Annotated in this window: 12 protein-coding genes; 6 read left to right on the plus strand and 6 right to left on the minus strand. The window is 39.4% G+C overall.

What is annotated here, in order from left to right; all coding sequences use genetic code 11:
* Window positions 1-188 precede the first annotated feature (188 nt).
* Both IRT38_RS10190 and IRT38_RS10195 read left to right on the plus strand, forming a co-directional pair.
* Window positions 189-1,577 carry an amino acid permease gene (locus IRT38_RS10190; protein ID WP_194597620.1) on the plus strand — a complete coding sequence of 463 codons (1,389 nt, stop codon included), beginning with the start codon at window positions 189-191 and terminating at the stop codon, window positions 1,575-1,577.
* Between the two features lie 180 nt (window positions 1,578-1,757).
* Window positions 1,758-2,930 (plus strand): MFS transporter, encoded by a 1,173-nt coding sequence (locus IRT38_RS10195; protein WP_194597621.1) that lies wholly within the window; start codon window positions 1,758-1,760, stop codon window positions 2,928-2,930.
* 1 nt (window position 2,931) lies between these two features.
* On the opposite strand, the gene IRT38_RS10200 is transcribed toward IRT38_RS10195, so the two are convergent.
* Window positions 2,932-4,422, minus strand: a complete 1,491-nt coding sequence (locus IRT38_RS10200; protein ID WP_194597622.1) for an amidase — start codon at window positions 4,420-4,422, stop codon at window positions 2,932-2,934.
* 204 nt (window positions 4,423-4,626) lie between these two features.
* Here IRT38_RS10200 and IRT38_RS10205 point away from each other — a divergent pair, with 204 nt between their 5' ends.
* Window positions 4,627-5,103 carry a hypothetical protein gene (locus tag IRT38_RS10205; protein ID WP_194597623.1) on the plus strand — a complete coding sequence of 159 codons (477 nt, stop codon included), beginning with the start codon at window positions 4,627-4,629 and terminating at the stop codon, window positions 5,101-5,103.
* A gap of 49 nt (window positions 5,104-5,152) precedes the next feature.
* On the opposite strand, the gene accC is transcribed toward IRT38_RS10205, so the two are convergent.
* The 5 genes from accC to IRT38_RS10230 all read right to left on the minus strand — a co-directional run bounded on the left by accC (window position 5,153) and on the right by IRT38_RS10230 (window position 9,741).
* The gene (accC, locus tag IRT38_RS10210) at window positions 5,153-6,517 is read right to left on the minus strand and encodes an acetyl-CoA carboxylase biotin carboxylase subunit (protein ID WP_194597624.1); all 1,365 of its coding nucleotides are present in this window, start codon (window positions 6,515-6,517) and stop codon (window positions 5,153-5,155) included.
* A 16-nt stretch (window positions 6,518-6,533) separates the two neighbouring features.
* Window positions 6,534-6,956 (minus strand): acetyl-CoA carboxylase biotin carboxyl carrier protein, encoded by a 423-nt coding sequence (gene accB, locus IRT38_RS10215; protein WP_194597625.1) that lies wholly within the window; start codon window positions 6,954-6,956, stop codon window positions 6,534-6,536.
* A gap of 26 nt (window positions 6,957-6,982) precedes the next feature.
* Entirely contained in the window at window positions 6,983-7,432 is a 450-nt protein-coding gene (aroQ, locus tag IRT38_RS10220; RefSeq protein WP_004954622.1) for a type II 3-dehydroquinate dehydratase, read from the minus strand.
* 704 nt (window positions 7,433-8,136) lie between these two features.
* Window positions 8,137-9,150, minus strand: a complete 1,014-nt coding sequence (locus tag IRT38_RS10225) for an ABC transporter substrate-binding protein (RefSeq protein ID WP_194597626.1) — start codon at window positions 9,148-9,150, stop codon at window positions 8,137-8,139.
* The gene (locus IRT38_RS10230; RefSeq protein WP_004915545.1) at window positions 9,151-9,741 is read right to left on the minus strand and encodes an ANTAR domain-containing response regulator; all 591 of its coding nucleotides are present in this window, start codon (window positions 9,739-9,741) and stop codon (window positions 9,151-9,153) included. It lies immediately after the preceding gene.
* Between the two features lie 528 nt (window positions 9,742-10,269).
* Here IRT38_RS10230 and IRT38_RS10235 point away from each other — a divergent pair.
* Genes IRT38_RS10235 through nirD form a run of 3 tightly spaced genes read left to right on the plus strand, consistent with a single transcriptional unit; the run spans window position 10,270 to window position 15,828 of the window.
* Window positions 10,270-11,622 carry an MFS transporter gene (locus IRT38_RS10235; RefSeq protein WP_409514094.1) on the plus strand — a complete coding sequence of 451 codons (1,353 nt, stop codon included), beginning with the start codon at window positions 10,270-10,272 and terminating at the stop codon, window positions 11,620-11,622.
* Window positions 11,623-11,650: 28 nt separating this feature from the next.
* On the plus strand, window positions 11,651-14,197 hold the full coding sequence (gene nirB / locus IRT38_RS10240) for a nitrite reductase large subunit NirB (protein WP_005402691.1): 2,547 nt from the start codon (window positions 11,651-11,653) through the stop codon (window positions 14,195-14,197).
* An 11-nt stretch (window positions 14,198-14,208) separates the two neighbouring features.
* Window positions 14,209-15,828, plus strand: coding sequence for a nitrite reductase small subunit NirD (nirD, locus tag IRT38_RS10245; protein WP_004761324.1), 1,620 nt, complete (start codon window positions 14,209-14,211; stop codon window positions 15,826-15,828).
* Window positions 15,829-15,991 lie beyond the last annotated feature (163 nt).

Raw genomic sequence — 15,991 nt, forward strand, 5'->3', positions numbered from 1 at the left:
AATTACGCAATACATAATTTAATTACTTATATCATAATTATTGTTATTTCTTTGATTTTCTGCTTAGATGCGCACTTACGAGAAAAGTAGATTAAATATTTTTCTATTTCATATAGGCAATAGTGATTAATTTATGATATACGTAATTTAATACAAGAAAATTACGTGACAAGGATGAGAATAATCATATGTCAAAACTTGAGCAAGGAAACCTGAAACACGGTTTAAGCAATCGGCATATCCAACTTATTGCACTTGGTGGTGCAATTGGTACAGGATTGTTTCTTGGGATCTCACAATCAATCAAGCTAGCAGGACCATCAGTCATCCTGGGGTATGCAATTGCTGGATTTATCGCTTTTTTGATGATGCGACAATTAGGTGAAATGGTTGTACAAGAACCTGTAAGTGGTTCATTCAGTCATTTTGCTTATAAGTACTGGGGGTCATTTGCTGGCTTTATGTCAGGATGGAACTATTGGGTACTCAATATTTTAGTTTGTATGGCTGAATTAAGTGCGATTGGACTTTATATCCAATATTGGTGGCCAGAAATTCCGACATGGGCATCCGCACTGGTGTTTTTCCTTTTAATTAACGGTATCAATTTATTGCATGTTAAGCTTTTTGGTGAAATGGAGTTCTGGTTCTCTATCGTCAAAATTCTAGCTATTTTAGCAATGATTGGCTTTGGATCTTATTTGTTAGCCACAGGTACAGCAGGACCTCAAGCTGGCATTAGTAACCTTTGGGCTCTGGGTGGATTTTTTCCATTTGGTGTTGAAGGTTTAGTAATGGCAATGGCTGTGATTATCTTCGCATTCGGTGGAATTGAATTGTTCGGTATCACAGCTGCTGAAGCTCGTGATCCAGATAAAACATTGCCAAAAGCGGTGAATCAAATTATCTATCGAATTCTGATTTTCTATATTGCGACGCTATTTGTACTTTTTGCATTATTCCCTTGGAACCAAATGGCAGAAGGCGGTAGCCCATTCGTCATGGTATTTGCGTCATTGGATAGTCAAGGCGTAGCTACGATGCTCAATTTCGTTATTTTGACTGCAGCAGTGTCTGTTTATAACGGTACAAGCTATTGCAGCAGCCGTATGTTATTGGGTTTGGCTCAGCAAGGTAATGCACCGAAGTTCTTAAAGAAAATCAATAAAAATGGTATTCCAACAAACGCCGTATTGGTTTCAGCATTCGTAACAGTATTATGCGTGATCTTGAATTATATTTTCCCTGAAAAAGCATTTGGTTTATTGATGATGCTTGTGGTTGCAGCGATTGTGATCAACTGGATTGTTATTTCATGGACACATTTAAAATTCCGTAAAGCTATTCAGGCGCAAGGTGAAACAACTAAATTCCCAAGTATTGCATATCCATTCAGTAACTATTTGTGCATCGTATTTATGTTGGGTATCTTGGTGGTCATGTCACTGACAGCAGATATGCGTATCGCAGTGATGATGATACCTGCATGGATTTTATGTCTAATGCTTGCGTATGCAGTGAAGTTGCGTAAATTGCGCAATGCTGAACCAAACGTTGTTTTGAATCCAGATGTTTAAATAGTACGTTTCATAATGAATTAAAAAAGGACTGAATGAAGTTTCGGTCCTTTTTTTATTTGTGTATTTTCCAGTTAGAGTTGTTATATCTATTGAGTAGAAATACGTTAAAATTTGAGCCTTATAAAATGAACATGTTAGTTGTTCATTTCAATCTTTAAATAGCAAAAGGCATTTGCATTGTTCCAGTCTTTAAACATTCAAACCCGACTGGGTGGTTTCTATCTGTTTTACTATTCGATAGTTGGAACATTCATGCCGTATTGGAACTTGTATTTACAAGACCAAGGCTTTAATTATCAAGAAATTGGGATTTTGTCTTCTATCGCAATTATTACGCGTTTTTTTGCGCCATTAATCTGGGGATGGATCGCTGATAAGTCTGGTAAGCGAATGCTGTTGGTTCGGATTGCAACGTGGATGGAAGCTTGTATTTGGTTTGCAATTTTTGTGATTCCAAACAGTTTTCAATCCGTTGCTTTGCTGATGTTGATCTTTAGTTTTTTTCAAAATGCGATCTTGGCTCAATTTGAGGGTGTCACTTTATTTTGGTTGGGTGAAAAAAGAGCGGAACTATATGGAAAAGTAAGGAAGTGGGGCTCTGTCGGTTTTATTGTAGGTGTTTTTGTGATTGGTGCGTTGTTGGAAATTATTCCAATTTCTATGTTGCCGATTTTGCTTTTAGCTGTTTCATTTCTTGCATTTTTATGGTCTTTTAGTATTAAAGAGCCTATACATGCGCCGAGCTCACAAAAGAAATTAGAGTCACTCATTCCTGTATTAAAAAAGCCGACCGTTGCAGCATTTTTTACGATTGAGTTTATCTTACTGTTTTCTCAGGCACCTTTTTATAGCTTTTACAGTAATTTCTTGAAAGAAATAGGATTTAGCACGACTAAAATTGGCAGTTTATGGGCAGCAGGTGTGATCGCTGAGATTGTGATGTTTGCTGTAGCGCAAAAGTTGTTCTTCACACGGTTTTCATGGCGTTCATTAGTGGCAGTATGTCTAATTTTGACCAGTTTGCGCTGGTTTTTGGTTGGTGTTCTTACAACCAATTATTTCGGGCAGTTTCTAGCTCAATGTCTTCATGCATTTAGTTTTGGTTTATTCCATTTAATTGCAATGAAAGTGATTTTCCAAAACTTTTCACCTGAGCAACAAGGTCGCGGGCAGGCACTATACAGTACGATGTGGGGACTTGGAGTGGCTTCAGGAAGTTTACTGGCAGGGCATTATTGGCAACAATTAACTGGCGCAACAATTTTTTTATATGCAAGTGTAGTGGTGTTATTCGGATTATTGCTGATCTATTGGCTGCCGAATCGGGTGGAAACAGCAGCCAAAAGTTAATTTAAATTTTAATATTTTGATACTGAGGCATCCAAGGTTGTGCTTGTTCTAATTGTGCTGCTAGTTGCAGTAATTGATCTTCACGTCCGAACGGCCCAATAAATTGACTCCCTAAAGGCAAACCATTTTTATTCCAATATAGCGGTACGGACATAGCAGGTAAGCCCGTGACATTTGCTAATTGAGTAAATGGAACCCAGCTCAAATTATCCTGAACCATTTTATCGACGAGTTTTCCTTGTGCTAAATAATGTGCTTTTCCTACTTTGAGCAAAGCTTTTAAAATCGGCTTTTGCCAAGCAGGAGTAACAATTTCTCCATTTTTAGGAGCAACAGATGCTGTTGAGGGGGTTAGATACAGATCATATTGCTCAAAGAACAAGTTCATCTGTGTACTGTAGCTTCCCCAATTATTTAAAGTATGAATATATTCGGTTGCACTCGTTTTTGCTCCAAACGCTGCCAAAGCCACCGAATCAAGTTCGAAATCATCATCGGTCGTATCTGACATTAATTTGATCTGTGCTTGCATGTATGAGAATTGACTGAACCATGTAGTTATAAAATCTTTTGCGAGTTCAAGTCCATTAATTTGTGGGCGATCTTCAACAACAATATGCCCAAGTGATTCTAATAGTTTTGCTGTATGTTCGACGGCTTGAATCGCATCTTTCGAGACCTTGGTGCCGATTGGGGATTGGGTATTAAAAGCTATTCTTAATTTCTTCGGAGCTTGTTGAATAATATCTACATATTTTTGTTCAGGGGATTGAATCCTAAACAGAGAGCTTTGTTCTGGCCCATGCACTGCATCAAGCATTGCTGCGCTATCTCGGACTGATTTAGACAAAACATGCTGCATTGCAGCACCATGCATTGCTTCACTATATTGAGGTCCCCAAGGAGTTCGTCCTCGGCTCGGTTTTAATCCAAATAGTCCGCAATAGGATGCAGGAATGCGAATAGATCCACCACCATCCCCAGCACCAGCAATAGGAACGATTCCAGCTGCTACAGCAGAAGCAGACCCTCCCGATGAGCCGCCGCTATTATGTTTTAAGTTCCATGGATTTCGGCATGCGCCCCAAGCTTCAGGTTCAGTAATTCCTTTGATTCCGAACTCTGGGGTATTCGTGCGCCCAAAAGTGATAATCCCCGCATTTTCCCAGCGATTGACAATTTCTGCATTAAAGTCAGGCGTATAGTTGAACTTCTTTAGTGAATTGCTTCCATATGACGTTGGAACACCTTGGTATTCTTGAAATAAGTCTTTAACTAAAAAGGGAACACCAGCAAACGCCCCATGACGCTCTTGCTGAGCGCGTTGTTTGGCTTGTTCATACATTGGAATGATGATGGCATTAAGTTTAGGATTTACCTTTTCATTACGCTCCAATGCAATCTTCAAAAGTTCAGAAGCATGGATCTCTTTATTTTTGACTAATGCGGCTAGTCCGAGACCATCATATTGTACATATTCAGAAAAATTCATGGCTTTTATCCCTAAAGCTAACTCTTTATAAAGTAAACGATATCTATTTTTTAAATATCTAGAATACCCGAAATAAATCGGATAACAATCAAATAAAATCCATATAAAAAATATTGTGTTTATATGGTTATGATTGGGTGATTTTAAATAAAAATATGCTAAGTTAAGCCTATGCGACGTTAAGATGACGACTTTATTAAATCTATGAAAAATATTTATATTATTGGATTATTATGGGCTTGCTCGACATGGACTATGGCGGATACAGTCGTAACTGATAAAGCAACAACAGTACAACAAGCAGCGAAAGCAAATGCGATCCGTGTAACTACACGCCCTGAAATTATGGGGTTGTGGGGAATGGAAATTCCAAATAATGAGAAGTGTACCGAATACTACAATTTTCGAGGAATGAGCGATGTTGTGATTAAAAGCGGTAATGAGTGGTCATATGGCTTATATGATTATCAACCTTCAGAAGATCACAAAGAACGATTACCTGCTTTAATTTTGCAAATTAAATATGATAATAACGAAACTGATTGCTCAGGACAAAAACAGGATCAGACTGGAGAGGTTTCTCAATATTTCGTGAAATGGTCAAACGAACATACGATTGATTTCTGTGCTAATGAGAAAGGTGAGAAGTGTTTTGCGACCTTGCGTCGTGTGTTGCCATAATTTGTAGTTGATATAAAAAAGCCTCTTAATTTCCTAAGAGGCTTTTTTATTATGCTTTCTCAGCTTGCGATTCAAGCTGCTTTAACAAATGTTTTTCTAAATAGTGAATATCCATTGCTTGTTCACAAAAGTTTTTATCTTTTAAGATTAAATCTTTGTGTAATGGAATATTGGTTTTGATGCCTGTCAAAATCATTTCATCAAGTGCTTGACGCATACGAGCTAAAGATGTTTCACGGTCTTTGCCATATGAAATTAGTTTTGCAATCATCGAGTCATAGTATGGTGGAATGCTATAACCCTGATAAATATGAGAATCTAAGCGAATTCCTGCGCCGCCTGGTGCATAAAAACTTTCAATTTTACCAGGTGATGGTAGGAATGTAGTTGGATCCTCTGCATTGATACGGCATTCGATCGCATGACCTTTCACTTCAACTTCATGCTGTTCAATATCTAGGCCAAGACCTGCAGCAATTCGAAGTTGTTGTTCAATGATATCAATTCCAGTCACCATTTCAGTAACAGGGTGTTCCACTTGAACGCGTGTATTCATCTCGATAAAGAAGAATTCACCATCTTCAAACAAGAACTCAAATGTCCCAGCACCACGATATTGCATTAACTTACAAGCATTTACACAAGCTTCAAGAATATCCGCACGCGCTTGTTCAGGTAAGTTTGGAGCAGGTGCTTCTTCTAGAACCTTCTGATGGCGACGTTGCAATGAACAGTCACGATCATATAGATGAATCGCATGACCATTACCATCACCTAGTACTTGTACTTCAACATGACGAGGCTTTTGCAGGAAACGTTCCATATAAACTGTATCGTCGCCAAACCACATCTCAGCATCACGTTGAGCGGCTTGAACAGACTCAAGTAATGTGTCGACACGTTCAACAATACGCATACCACGACCACCACCGCCAGCTGCCGCTTTCACGATCAATGGGAAACCGATCTCGCGTGCTTCAGCCAATGCATTGTGAATGGTAACAGCGTGATCACAGCCAGGAACTGTAGGTACGCCAGCTTTTTTCATTGCAATAATCGCGGAGACTTTATTCCCCATCAAACGAATATGCTCAGGTCGAGGACCAATGAAAATGAAGCCTGAGTTTTCAACAATTTCTGCGAATTCAGCATTTTCTGACAAGAAGCCATAACCAGGGTGAATCGCATCAGCACCTGTAATTTCTGCGGCAGTAATAATTGCAGGAATATTCAGATAGCTTTCGCTACTTGTACCTGGTCCAATACATACCGCTTCATCGACAAAGCGTAAATGCATTAAATCTTTATCCGCGTCTGAATAGATACCGACAGTTTTAATACCAAGTGTTTTACAAGCCCGAGTTATTCGTAAGGCGATTTCACCACGGTTTGCAATTAATACTTTCTGCAACATAGAAATCCCCAACTTATTAAGCGCGGTAGCGGAAAAGCGGTTGGCCGAATTGGATGACTTCACCATTTTTTACAAGAATTTCTTCAATCACACCGCTCTTGGTTGCTTCGATCGGGTTCATGATTTTCATTGCTTCGATGATTCCGAGTGTTTCTCCAGCAGAAACGGTTTGACCGACATTAACAAATGGTGCTTCACCAGGGCTTGCAGCGGCATAGAACACACCAACCATTGGTGATGTTTCAACAGCACCACGAGGAGTTTTTGCTGCTGGAGTCGCTGGAGCTGCCGTTGTAGGCGCAGCCGCCACAGGTGCAGCAGCATACACTGGAGTAGGGCGAGTCAATGAAATAGATTGATCTCCTTCCTTAACTTCAATGGCTTGTAAGTCAGATTCAATCATCAAATCGATGAGTTTCTTGATTTTACGGATATCCATGAGTGCATGTTCCTACAATGTCTAAATTAGTTAGAAGATTGAATTTTTTCAATAGCGTAATCGAGTGCGAAGGAATAACCCTTAGCACCTAGGCCACAAATTACGCCAATGGCTTTATCGGATAGAAAAGAGTGATGTCTGAATGCTTCACGAGCGTGAACATTGGACAAATGAACTTCAACAAAAGGGATTGCAACACCCAGTAACGCATCTCGCAAAGCGACAGAAGTGTGGGTGAGTGCAGCTGGGTTAATGATGATAAACTTTACACCTTCAGTTTGTGCTTGATGAATACGATCAACAATTGCACCTTCCCAGTTGCTTTGGAATGTTTCTAATGTAAGAGATGAATCTTTGGCTTGAGCAATTAATTGTTGGTTAATATCGTCTAGCGTGAGATAACCATATACTTCTGGTTCTCGCTTACCTAGCAAGTTCAAATTCGGTCCGTGAATCACCAAAATGGTTGAGCTCATTTAGCCTGCTCCAATTTTAAAATTGCAAATTTAATTTGCAAGATGTCTGCAAAGTTTGCTTATTATGGCACAAAATTCTGCAATTTTTTTATAATTTCTTTTACTGAGTGAAGAAAGTTGCATGCCAAGCATGGTGCATATAATGAAAACTTTGCAAGGAAATCGCAATGTTAAAATATGACAAAAAAATAGGTTTATTTATTTTTAAAACATTTTAAACCGAACTCACCCGAATCGTTCATGAGATTTGTGTAACTGATGAGTCAATCACTTATAAGTCTTATTTTGATCATAACTTAAGTGAGTGAAAGTGTTGGTTTTTTAAACATGATTGAGGCGAGAGTTAAACATGTCTTAAGATTAAAGCATTGTTTTAAAGGGATTTGTATTGTGCTTTTGTCTACTGCAATCGAGTATGAGAAAATAGCTTTTTGACATTAGAAAATTATGAAAGCTTATAAAACATTCTCTTTTCAAATTGTATTTCTCTCAGACAATTAAGTAGATTCGTATAAATTGTAAGTTGGCAAAAATGATGAATTTTCACATTTGTTATGGCAGTTAATGACATGAAAATGTCCGAAAAAGATATCTATTGCTTCGATAATATACTTCGTACTTAAGAGACAACTTTCGATTGGCGTAGTATCTCTTATGGGTCTTTCAAAGCTGTCTTTCGATTGAAGACAGCTTTTTTTTTGTCTTTAATTTACTGCTGCTGTTTTATAAATCTGAGGCAGTAGACAATTTTGAGCGAGCTCAGTAGATATTTCGGATGATGATTCTAAGGCATTCCATTGCTGCATTTGCTCAAACAACCATTCAAAGTCAGTCACTTTGGGTTGTGCATCATTTTCAATCAGATGGCGAACTATATTTTGTATGGCATGATATTTCTCCACATGCACTTCTTCAGAACATTCAAACTGAATAATATCGAATTCGACTAAAAGGTCCCAAATTGGCGCAAAGTCTTCAATCGATTTAAGCTCTTGCTGTGCTTTGATTAAAGCTCGAGTGAGTGCGATTAATGTACTCGGATGCTGTTCTGCCCAATCATGCGTCACAGCAAGCACTTTATCTGCGACATTTGGGATAATTTGCTGACTTGAACATACAATTTGTCCTAATCCTGCTAATTCAGCTTGGGTATTCCAAGGCTCACCCACACAGAAACCATCGACTAAATGAGTGCTTAGTGCTTCTACCATATACGATGGCGGTAAGGTTTTTACTTGAATGTTTTTTGCAAGTTCCCTATCTGCCAAAGCAAGCCATTCTTTTAAACAATAATGATGGATAGAATGTTGAAACACATGCGCGAGTGAAACAGGATGATTTTCTTTTAGATAATCTACTAACTTTTGAGCAGATTGTTCCGCAGTATCGTCTTTTTGAATCTGTAATTGATAACATAGTTTCTGACTCAGGCTAATAAAAGCACGACTCTCGCTTAAGACCAATGGTGTTTGTAAGGGGATACCAATCTGATCATTGCCAATTGCGGCAGCAGGTAACATAGCAGATAAGCAATGTGCAGCATCGAGTAAACCAAATGCCAGCCGATCACGTAAACTTGCCCAGGAAGCTTCTTTGATCAGCTGAACATCTAATCCTTCTTCATCAAAAAAACCGCGTTGTTTAGCCCAAAGCAGTGCTACGCAATCAAGTAAAGGAATATAACCAAGTTGCAATTCTGTTTTTTCTAAACTGCTCATTTATTCATCCTTTAGTTGATTGTTTAAAAGCTCTTGTGCATCGAGTAGACGACGTGCCATTTCACCGATGGTCATACGATGACTCATCGCATTTTTTCTTAATAATTGGAATGCTGTATCTTCAGTGAGACCGTGAAGTTGCATCAGTAAAACTTTTGCTTTTTCAATATCTTTTCGATCTGCGAGTTTTGTTTTCGCATCCTTTAGATCACATTCAAGTTTTTTATGCTTTTTATATTGCTCAATCGAAATGTCCAGAATGGTATGTAAACGACTTGGATCGATACCATCAACAATATAGGCAGTGATGCCTGCATCAATTGCTTGTTTGATGGTGTCTTTGTCAGTGTTTTTAGTAAAGAGTACAGTGGGTAGGTCAAAGTTACTTACACAGCTTTCAATAACGTCACGATGTGGATGATCCATATCGAGCAAAATGACATCTGCTTGAAGATGTTCCAATTTGAAAATATTCAGGTGATCAAGAGTAAAGCAAGCAACAACATCAAAATCATGTTCAATTAAACAAGTTTTGATGTATTCAGCTCGGGCTTGATCATCATCAATAAGTGCGATTCTGAGTTTCGGCATAAGTATAAAGATCAAACGATAAGTGTGTGTGCATTTAAGACGATGCACGATGAATGTTGTTTTAAAAGCAAAATTGGTGCCATTGGAGTTATTCTTATTCGGTGCAATCGCTCATTTAGCATCTACATTATGCGCTTTATTGTATCGTTCATTGATTTCAGAACCAAAGAAAATTTAGAACTATGTTTTAAAACCATAAAATGTATTGTTTTGGTGCGTAAAATGAGTTCTTTTGAAGCAGAAAGAATTGTGCTTTAAAACGGGTCATCCTCATAAAGCCCTATTTTGTATAGGGGTAAAATGTAGTGCTTAAGCTATTTTTATTTATAAAAATCATTAAAAAACAATAATTAATATAATTTCTTGCTTTGCTTTCTTAAAGTTGGCATAGCATTTGCTAAATATTTATTGAGTCAAAGACGACTTTCCAAAAAATTGTAAGACGGCCAACGATGTCCGATCTGATCGGTTTGTTCACACAGAGTGCTGTGTCAACAAAGCAATATACGTTCAGTATGGGAGATGGCAATGTCTTTAGATTTATCGGCAAAAAAAGCCACATCAATAAAGTTATTTAACTTTTCTGCACCAGCGATGCGGGCATTCCACATGAGTTGGCTTGCTTTCTTCGTTTGTTTCTTTGCTTGGTTTGCATGTGCACCTTTAATGCCAGTCATTGCAGGTGAATTTCATCTGACTAAAGATCAAATCGCAAATATCAATATCGCAGCAGTCGCAATCACCATCTTAGTCCGTTTGATCGTTGGTCCTTTATGTGACAAGTACGGACCACGTAAAACATATACCGCTTTGTTGATTATCGGTAGTATCCCCGTTTTTGGTGTCGCTTCTGCAAATAGTTATGAATCATTTCTGTTCTTTCGCTTATTAATTGGTGCAATTGGTGCGAGTTTTGTGATTACGCAATACCACACTAGCATCATGTTTGCTCCAAATGTCGTGGGAACTGCAAACGCAGCCTCAGCTGGTTGGGGTAATGCTGGTGGTGGGGCAACACAAGCACTCATGCCGTTATTACTATCAGCATTGGTGATGTTTGGTGTTGAGCAAGCATTTGGTTGGAGACTCGCACTAATCGTCCCAGGTTTCATGATGGTGATCGTAGGTTTCCTTTACTGGAAGTTTACTCAAGATTGTCCTCAAGGTGATTTCAAAGAGTTACGTGCTCAAGGTGTGGTTGTTGGCAGCGATAAAAAAGGTGGTCTAGCAATCTTAATACATGCTGCACGTAACTACCGCGTATGGATTCTCTTCTTCTCATATGCAGCTTGTTTCGGTATCGAAATCTTTATCCATAACATCATTGCAATGTACTACGTCGAACACTTTAGTTTCGGATTAAAAGAAGCTGGTTTAGCAGCAGGTATCTTTGGTTTGCTCGCATTATTTGCCCGTGCATTGGGTGGGATTCTTTCAGACAAAGTTGCACTCAAAAAAGGCTTGGATGGTCGTACTAAAGTACTGTTTGGATTGATCCTTGGCGAAGGGCTTTTCTTAATGTTGTTCTCGCAAATGAATGGACCTGTACTCGCTATTCTCGTAATGACGATATTTGCATTATTCACACACATGGCATGTGGTGCGACTTATGCGCTTGTTCCATTCATTGATCGTGAAGCGCTAGGTGGTGTTGCAGGCATCATCGGTGCAGGTGGAAACGTTGGTGCAGTGGCAGCAGGTTTCTTACTGAAAGGTATGTTGGATATTCAAACTTGTTTAATGGTTCTAGGTGGCTTAGTGGTCATTGCTGCGAGTTCGGTCATGCTTATCCGATTTTCGGTAGAGCATAAAGAAAAAGAACAACGTTTATTTGAACAAGCAATTTTAGAACGTGGCTCAGAACAAAACAGCGCAGCTTAATCTCAGATTAGATTTTAGGAGAAACACAATGAAATTAGTGATGATTGGTCACGGTATGGTGGGTCATAAATTCATCGAAGCCATCTTAGAGAAAGCTGATGATGAATTAGAGATAACAATTCTTGCTGAAGAACCACGTATTGCATATGACCGCGTACATTTGACTGAATATTTTTCAGGTAAATCAGCGAAAGATTTATCACTTGCTCGTTTCGATTTTGCCGATGCTCATGGTATCGATTTAAGACTAAATACCAAAGCCATTGCAATTGATACAAAAGAACAAACTGTGACTACTAGTATGGGTGATGTCATCAGTTACGACAAACTTGTACTGGCAACTGGTTCATATGCTTTCGTTCCGCCAATTGCAGGTAATGATCGTGAAAATTGCTTTGTATATCGTACCATCGAAGATTTAGATGCGATCCGTGCTGCAAGCCTAAACGCGACATCAGGTGTAGTGATCGGTGGTGGTCTACTCGGTTTGGAAGCGGCTAAAGCTTTACGTGATTTAAATCTTGAAACACATGTAGTTGAATTTGCTCCACGTTTGATGGCGGTTCAGATCGATGATTTGGGCGGTAAAGTATTACGCCGTAAAATCGAAAACTTAGGTGTAAAAGTTCACACACAAAAAGCAACGCAATGTATTGAAGCTGGCAATAATGCTAAGCATGTAATGAAATTTGCTGATGGTAGTGAGCTTGAAACGGATGTGATTTTGTTCTCTGCGGGGATTCGCCCACGTGATGAATTAGCACGTTCAAGCGGTTTAGCACTTGGGGAGCGTGGTGGTATCAAGATCAATGATTACTGCCAAACCTCTGATGAAAATATTTACGCAATTGGTGAATGTGCGCTTTGGGACAATAAAATTTATGGTCTGGTTGCACCTGGATATGACATGGCGCGTATCGCAGCCAAACATATCTTAGCTGAAGAAACACATTGTTTCGCTGGTGCTGATATGAGCACTAAGTTGAAATTGATGGGTGTAGATGTGGCATCGGTTGGTGATGCTCATGGCATGACACCGAATTCGCTTAGCTATTTCTATGCTGATGAAGATGCATTAGTTTATAAGAAAATCGTCGTAGATGCAGATAAAACCAAATTACTGGGTGCAGTACTTGTTGGTGATGCAAAAGAATATAACGATCTTTTACAAATGATGTTGAATGGTATCGCATTGCCAGAAACACCTGAAAGCTTAATCATGCCAGGATTTGCTGATTCTGGTGCGAAAGCGGGCGGTAGCGGTGTGGATTTACTTCCAGACAGTGCAACGATTTGTTCATGTAACAACGTGTCGAAAGCAGATATTTGCCAAGCGATTTGTGATGGTTCGACCTCTTTAGGTGCTTTAAAGAAATGTACTAAAGCAGCAACAGCATGTGGTGGTTGTGCGCCATTAGTTACTCAAGTTTTAAAGTCTGAGTTACAACGTCAAGGTGTAACGGTTAATAACCATGTTTGTGAGCACTTCCCATATTCACGCCAAGAGATTTATCACTTAGTCCGTGTAAATGAAATCAAAACGTTTGATGATTTGATTCAACAACATGGTCATGGTTTAGGTTGTGATATCTGTAAACCAATGACAGCGAACATTTTGGCATCGTGCTGGAATGACTTTGTATTGGAACCAACGCACGCAGGTCTACAAGACAGTAATGACTACTACTTGGGAAATATCCAAAAGGATGGTTCATACTCAGTTGTACCGCGTATGGCAGGTGGTGAAGTTACTCCAGATGGTTTGATTGCTGTAGGTCAAATTGCTAAAAAATATAACCTGTATACCAAAATTACAGGTGGTCAACGCGTTGATTTATTTGGTGCACAACTACACGAGCTACCATTTATTTGGGAAGAGTTGAATGCAGCAGGCTTCGAGTCAGGTCATGCTTACGGTAAATCATTACGTACAGTGAAATCATGTGTAGGTAGCACGTGGTGCCGTTATGGCGTAGATGATTCTGTTGGTTTAGCGATTGAATTAGAAAATCGCTACAAAGGCTTACGCTCACCGCACAAACTAAAAATGGCTGTCTCGGGTTGTACGCGTGAGTGTGCTGAAGCACAAGGTAAAGATGTTGGTGTCATTGCGACAGAAAAAGGCTGGAACTTGTATGTGTGTGGTAATGGTGGAATGAAACCACGCCATGCAGAGCTTTTAGCTTCTGATCTAGATACTGAAACTTTGATTCGTTATATCGATCGCTTCTTTATGTTCTATATCCAAACTGCTGATCGTTTACAACGTACCAGTGTATGGCGTGACAACATGGAAGGTGGTTTAGATTATCTCAAAGCTGTGATTGTTGATGATTCGCTTGGTCTTGCAGAAGAACTTGAAAACCGCATGGCGCATGTCATTGGAACGTATCAAGACGAATGGCGTACTGCGGTAGAGAATCCTGAGATTCGTAAACGCTTCCAAACTTACATTAACGCAAGCGCTGAAGAGCAAGCTGATCCATATATTCAATTTACTGAAGTGCGTGATCAGATCCGTCCATTAAATGAAGCTGAGCGTTCAGTTGATCGTATCCCGATGGTAGAAGCATAAGGAGAATCAAAATGACAAATCTAAAAGACATGAATATGCTTCCAGAAAATCAATGGATTGATGTGTGTCATCTTGATGACATCACGCCAAATACAGGTGTAGGTGCACTTATTGCGGGTCAATCCGTTGCTTTATTCCGCGTAGGGAACGAAAAACGTATTTATGCATTAAGTAATAAAGATCCGTTTAGCCAAGCAAATGTAATGGCGCGCGGTATTATTGGTGATTTGCAAGGTGAGCGTGTTATTGCCTCACCGATTTACAAGCAGCACTTCAGTCTAGCAACAGGTCGATGCCTAGAAGATAAAGATCAAAAGCTTTCTGTTTTTCCAACCAAAATCGAAAATGGTCGAGTTTGGGTAGGTACTGTTCCGCAAAAAACTTATATTACCAATAATGGTGTTTCTCAAGAAAAACTGAAGCTCGTTTTGATCGGTAATGGTTTGGCTGGAATGCGCTGTCTAGAGGATTTACTCGACATGGCACCTGATCGTTATGATGTGACGGTGATTGGTGAAGAGCCTTGGGGTAACTATAACCGTATCATGCTTTCACCAGTGCTTTCTGGTGAGAAAACTATTGATGACATTATGTTGCATCCACATGCATGGTACAGCGATAAGGGCATCAAATTTATTGCTGACGATCCTGCTATTAAAATCGATCGTACTCGTAAAGTAGTGCATACACAAAAAGGCGAAAGTGTCGATTACGATCGTTTGATTATTGCAACAGGTTCATCTCCATTTATCCCACCTGTACAAGGCGTAGATTTGAAAGGTGTGATCAGCTTCCGTGATATTTATGATGTCAATACCATGATTAAATATTGCGAAACGAAGAAAAATGCTGTGGTGATTGGTGGTGGTTTGCTTGGCTTAGAAGCAGCTTACGGTCTCAAGCAACGTGGCATGAATGTCACTGTTCTTCATTTGATGGATCGCATTATGGAGCGTCAGCTTGATGGTCGTGCGAGTCGTATGTTGCGTCAAAGCATTGAAGAAAAAGGGATTAATATTATCACTGAGGCAAATACTGAAGCATTGATTGGTAAAGATGGTCATGTTAACCAAGTACGTCTGAAAGATGGCACAGTGTTGGATGCCGACCTTGTCGTATTTGCTGTAGGTATTCGTCCAAATATTGCTTTGGCTCAAAGTGCTGGTTTACGTTGCAATCGTGGTATTTTGGTCAATGATACGATGCAAACATTTGACCCAAGTATTTATGCAGTGGGTGAATGTATTGAGCATCGTAATCAGACTTTTGGTCTCGTCGAACCATTGTGGGGACAAGCATTTATCTGTGCAACACACTTGGCAGAACACGGTAGTTTAACTTTCAAATCACCAACCGTTCCAACTCAGCTTAAAGTGAGTGGTGTTGATGTATTCTCGGCTGGAAATTTTGAACCGAAAGAAGATTACGAAGACATTATCCTGAATGATGAAAAACGACAAATTTACAAGCGTATCATTATTCAGAAAGATAAAGTCATCGGTGCGGTACTGTTCGGTGATACTGAAGATGGCATGTGGTATGCGGAATTGATTGCAGATCAAACACCAATTTCAACATTTAGAAATAAATTGTTATTTGGTAAGGATTTTGCAATGAAGAAAGCAGGATGAAAGCTAATCCTTTCGTAAAGATTAGGTTAAGCGTTAAAGGCATTGCCACATATGTTGTGTAGGAGCAGATGTTTTTTGCAAATGCATTGCCTTACTTTTCAGGGATGAAAAGTAACAAAAATCCTTTGTTGAGCTGACGGTACGTCCTTGCTACCGCAGCCCA

Origin of the sequence: Acinetobacter sp. SK-43 (genome assembly GCF_015351505.1) — a bacterium.
Taxonomy (GTDB): Bacteria; Pseudomonadota; Gammaproteobacteria; order Pseudomonadales; family Moraxellaceae; genus Acinetobacter; species Acinetobacter junii.

What these genes read in the sequence shown, in the direction of transcription:
- aroQ (WP_004954622.1), bottom strand. Translation starts at nt 7,432, where the DNA reads ATGAGCTCAACCATTTTGGTGATTCACGGACCGAATTTGAACTTGCTA.
- IRT38_RS10230 (WP_004915545.1), bottom strand. Translation starts at nt 9,741, where the DNA reads ATGCCGAAACTCAGAATCGCACTTATTGATGATGATCAAGCCCGAGCT.
- nirB (WP_005402691.1), top strand. Translation starts at nt 11,651, where the DNA reads ATGAAATTAGTGATGATTGGTCACGGTATGGTGGGTCATAAATTCATC.
- IRT38_RS10235 (WP_409514094.1), top strand. Translation starts at nt 10,270, where the DNA reads ATGTCTTTAGATTTATCGGCAAAAAAAGCCACATCAATAAAGTTATTT.
- IRT38_RS10225 (WP_194597626.1), bottom strand. Translation starts at nt 9,150, where the DNA reads ATGAGCAGTTTAGAAAAAACAGAATTGCAACTTGGTTATATTCCTTTA.
- IRT38_RS10200 (WP_194597622.1), bottom strand. Translation starts at nt 4,422, where the DNA reads ATGAATTTTTCTGAATATGTACAATATGATGGTCTCGGACTAGCCGCA.
- accB (WP_194597625.1), bottom strand. Translation starts at nt 6,956, where the DNA reads ATGGATATCCGTAAAATCAAGAAACTCATCGATTTGATGATTGAATCT.
- accC (WP_194597624.1), bottom strand. Translation starts at nt 6,517, where the DNA reads ATGTTGCAGAAAGTATTAATTGCAAACCGTGGTGAAATCGCCTTACGA.
- IRT38_RS10205 (WP_194597623.1), top strand. Translation starts at nt 4,627, where the DNA reads ATGAAAAATATTTATATTATTGGATTATTATGGGCTTGCTCGACATGG.
- IRT38_RS10190 (WP_194597620.1), top strand. Translation starts at nt 189, where the DNA reads ATGTCAAAACTTGAGCAAGGAAACCTGAAACACGGTTTAAGCAATCGG.
- nirD (WP_004761324.1), top strand. Translation starts at nt 14,209, where the DNA reads ATGACAAATCTAAAAGACATGAATATGCTTCCAGAAAATCAATGGATT.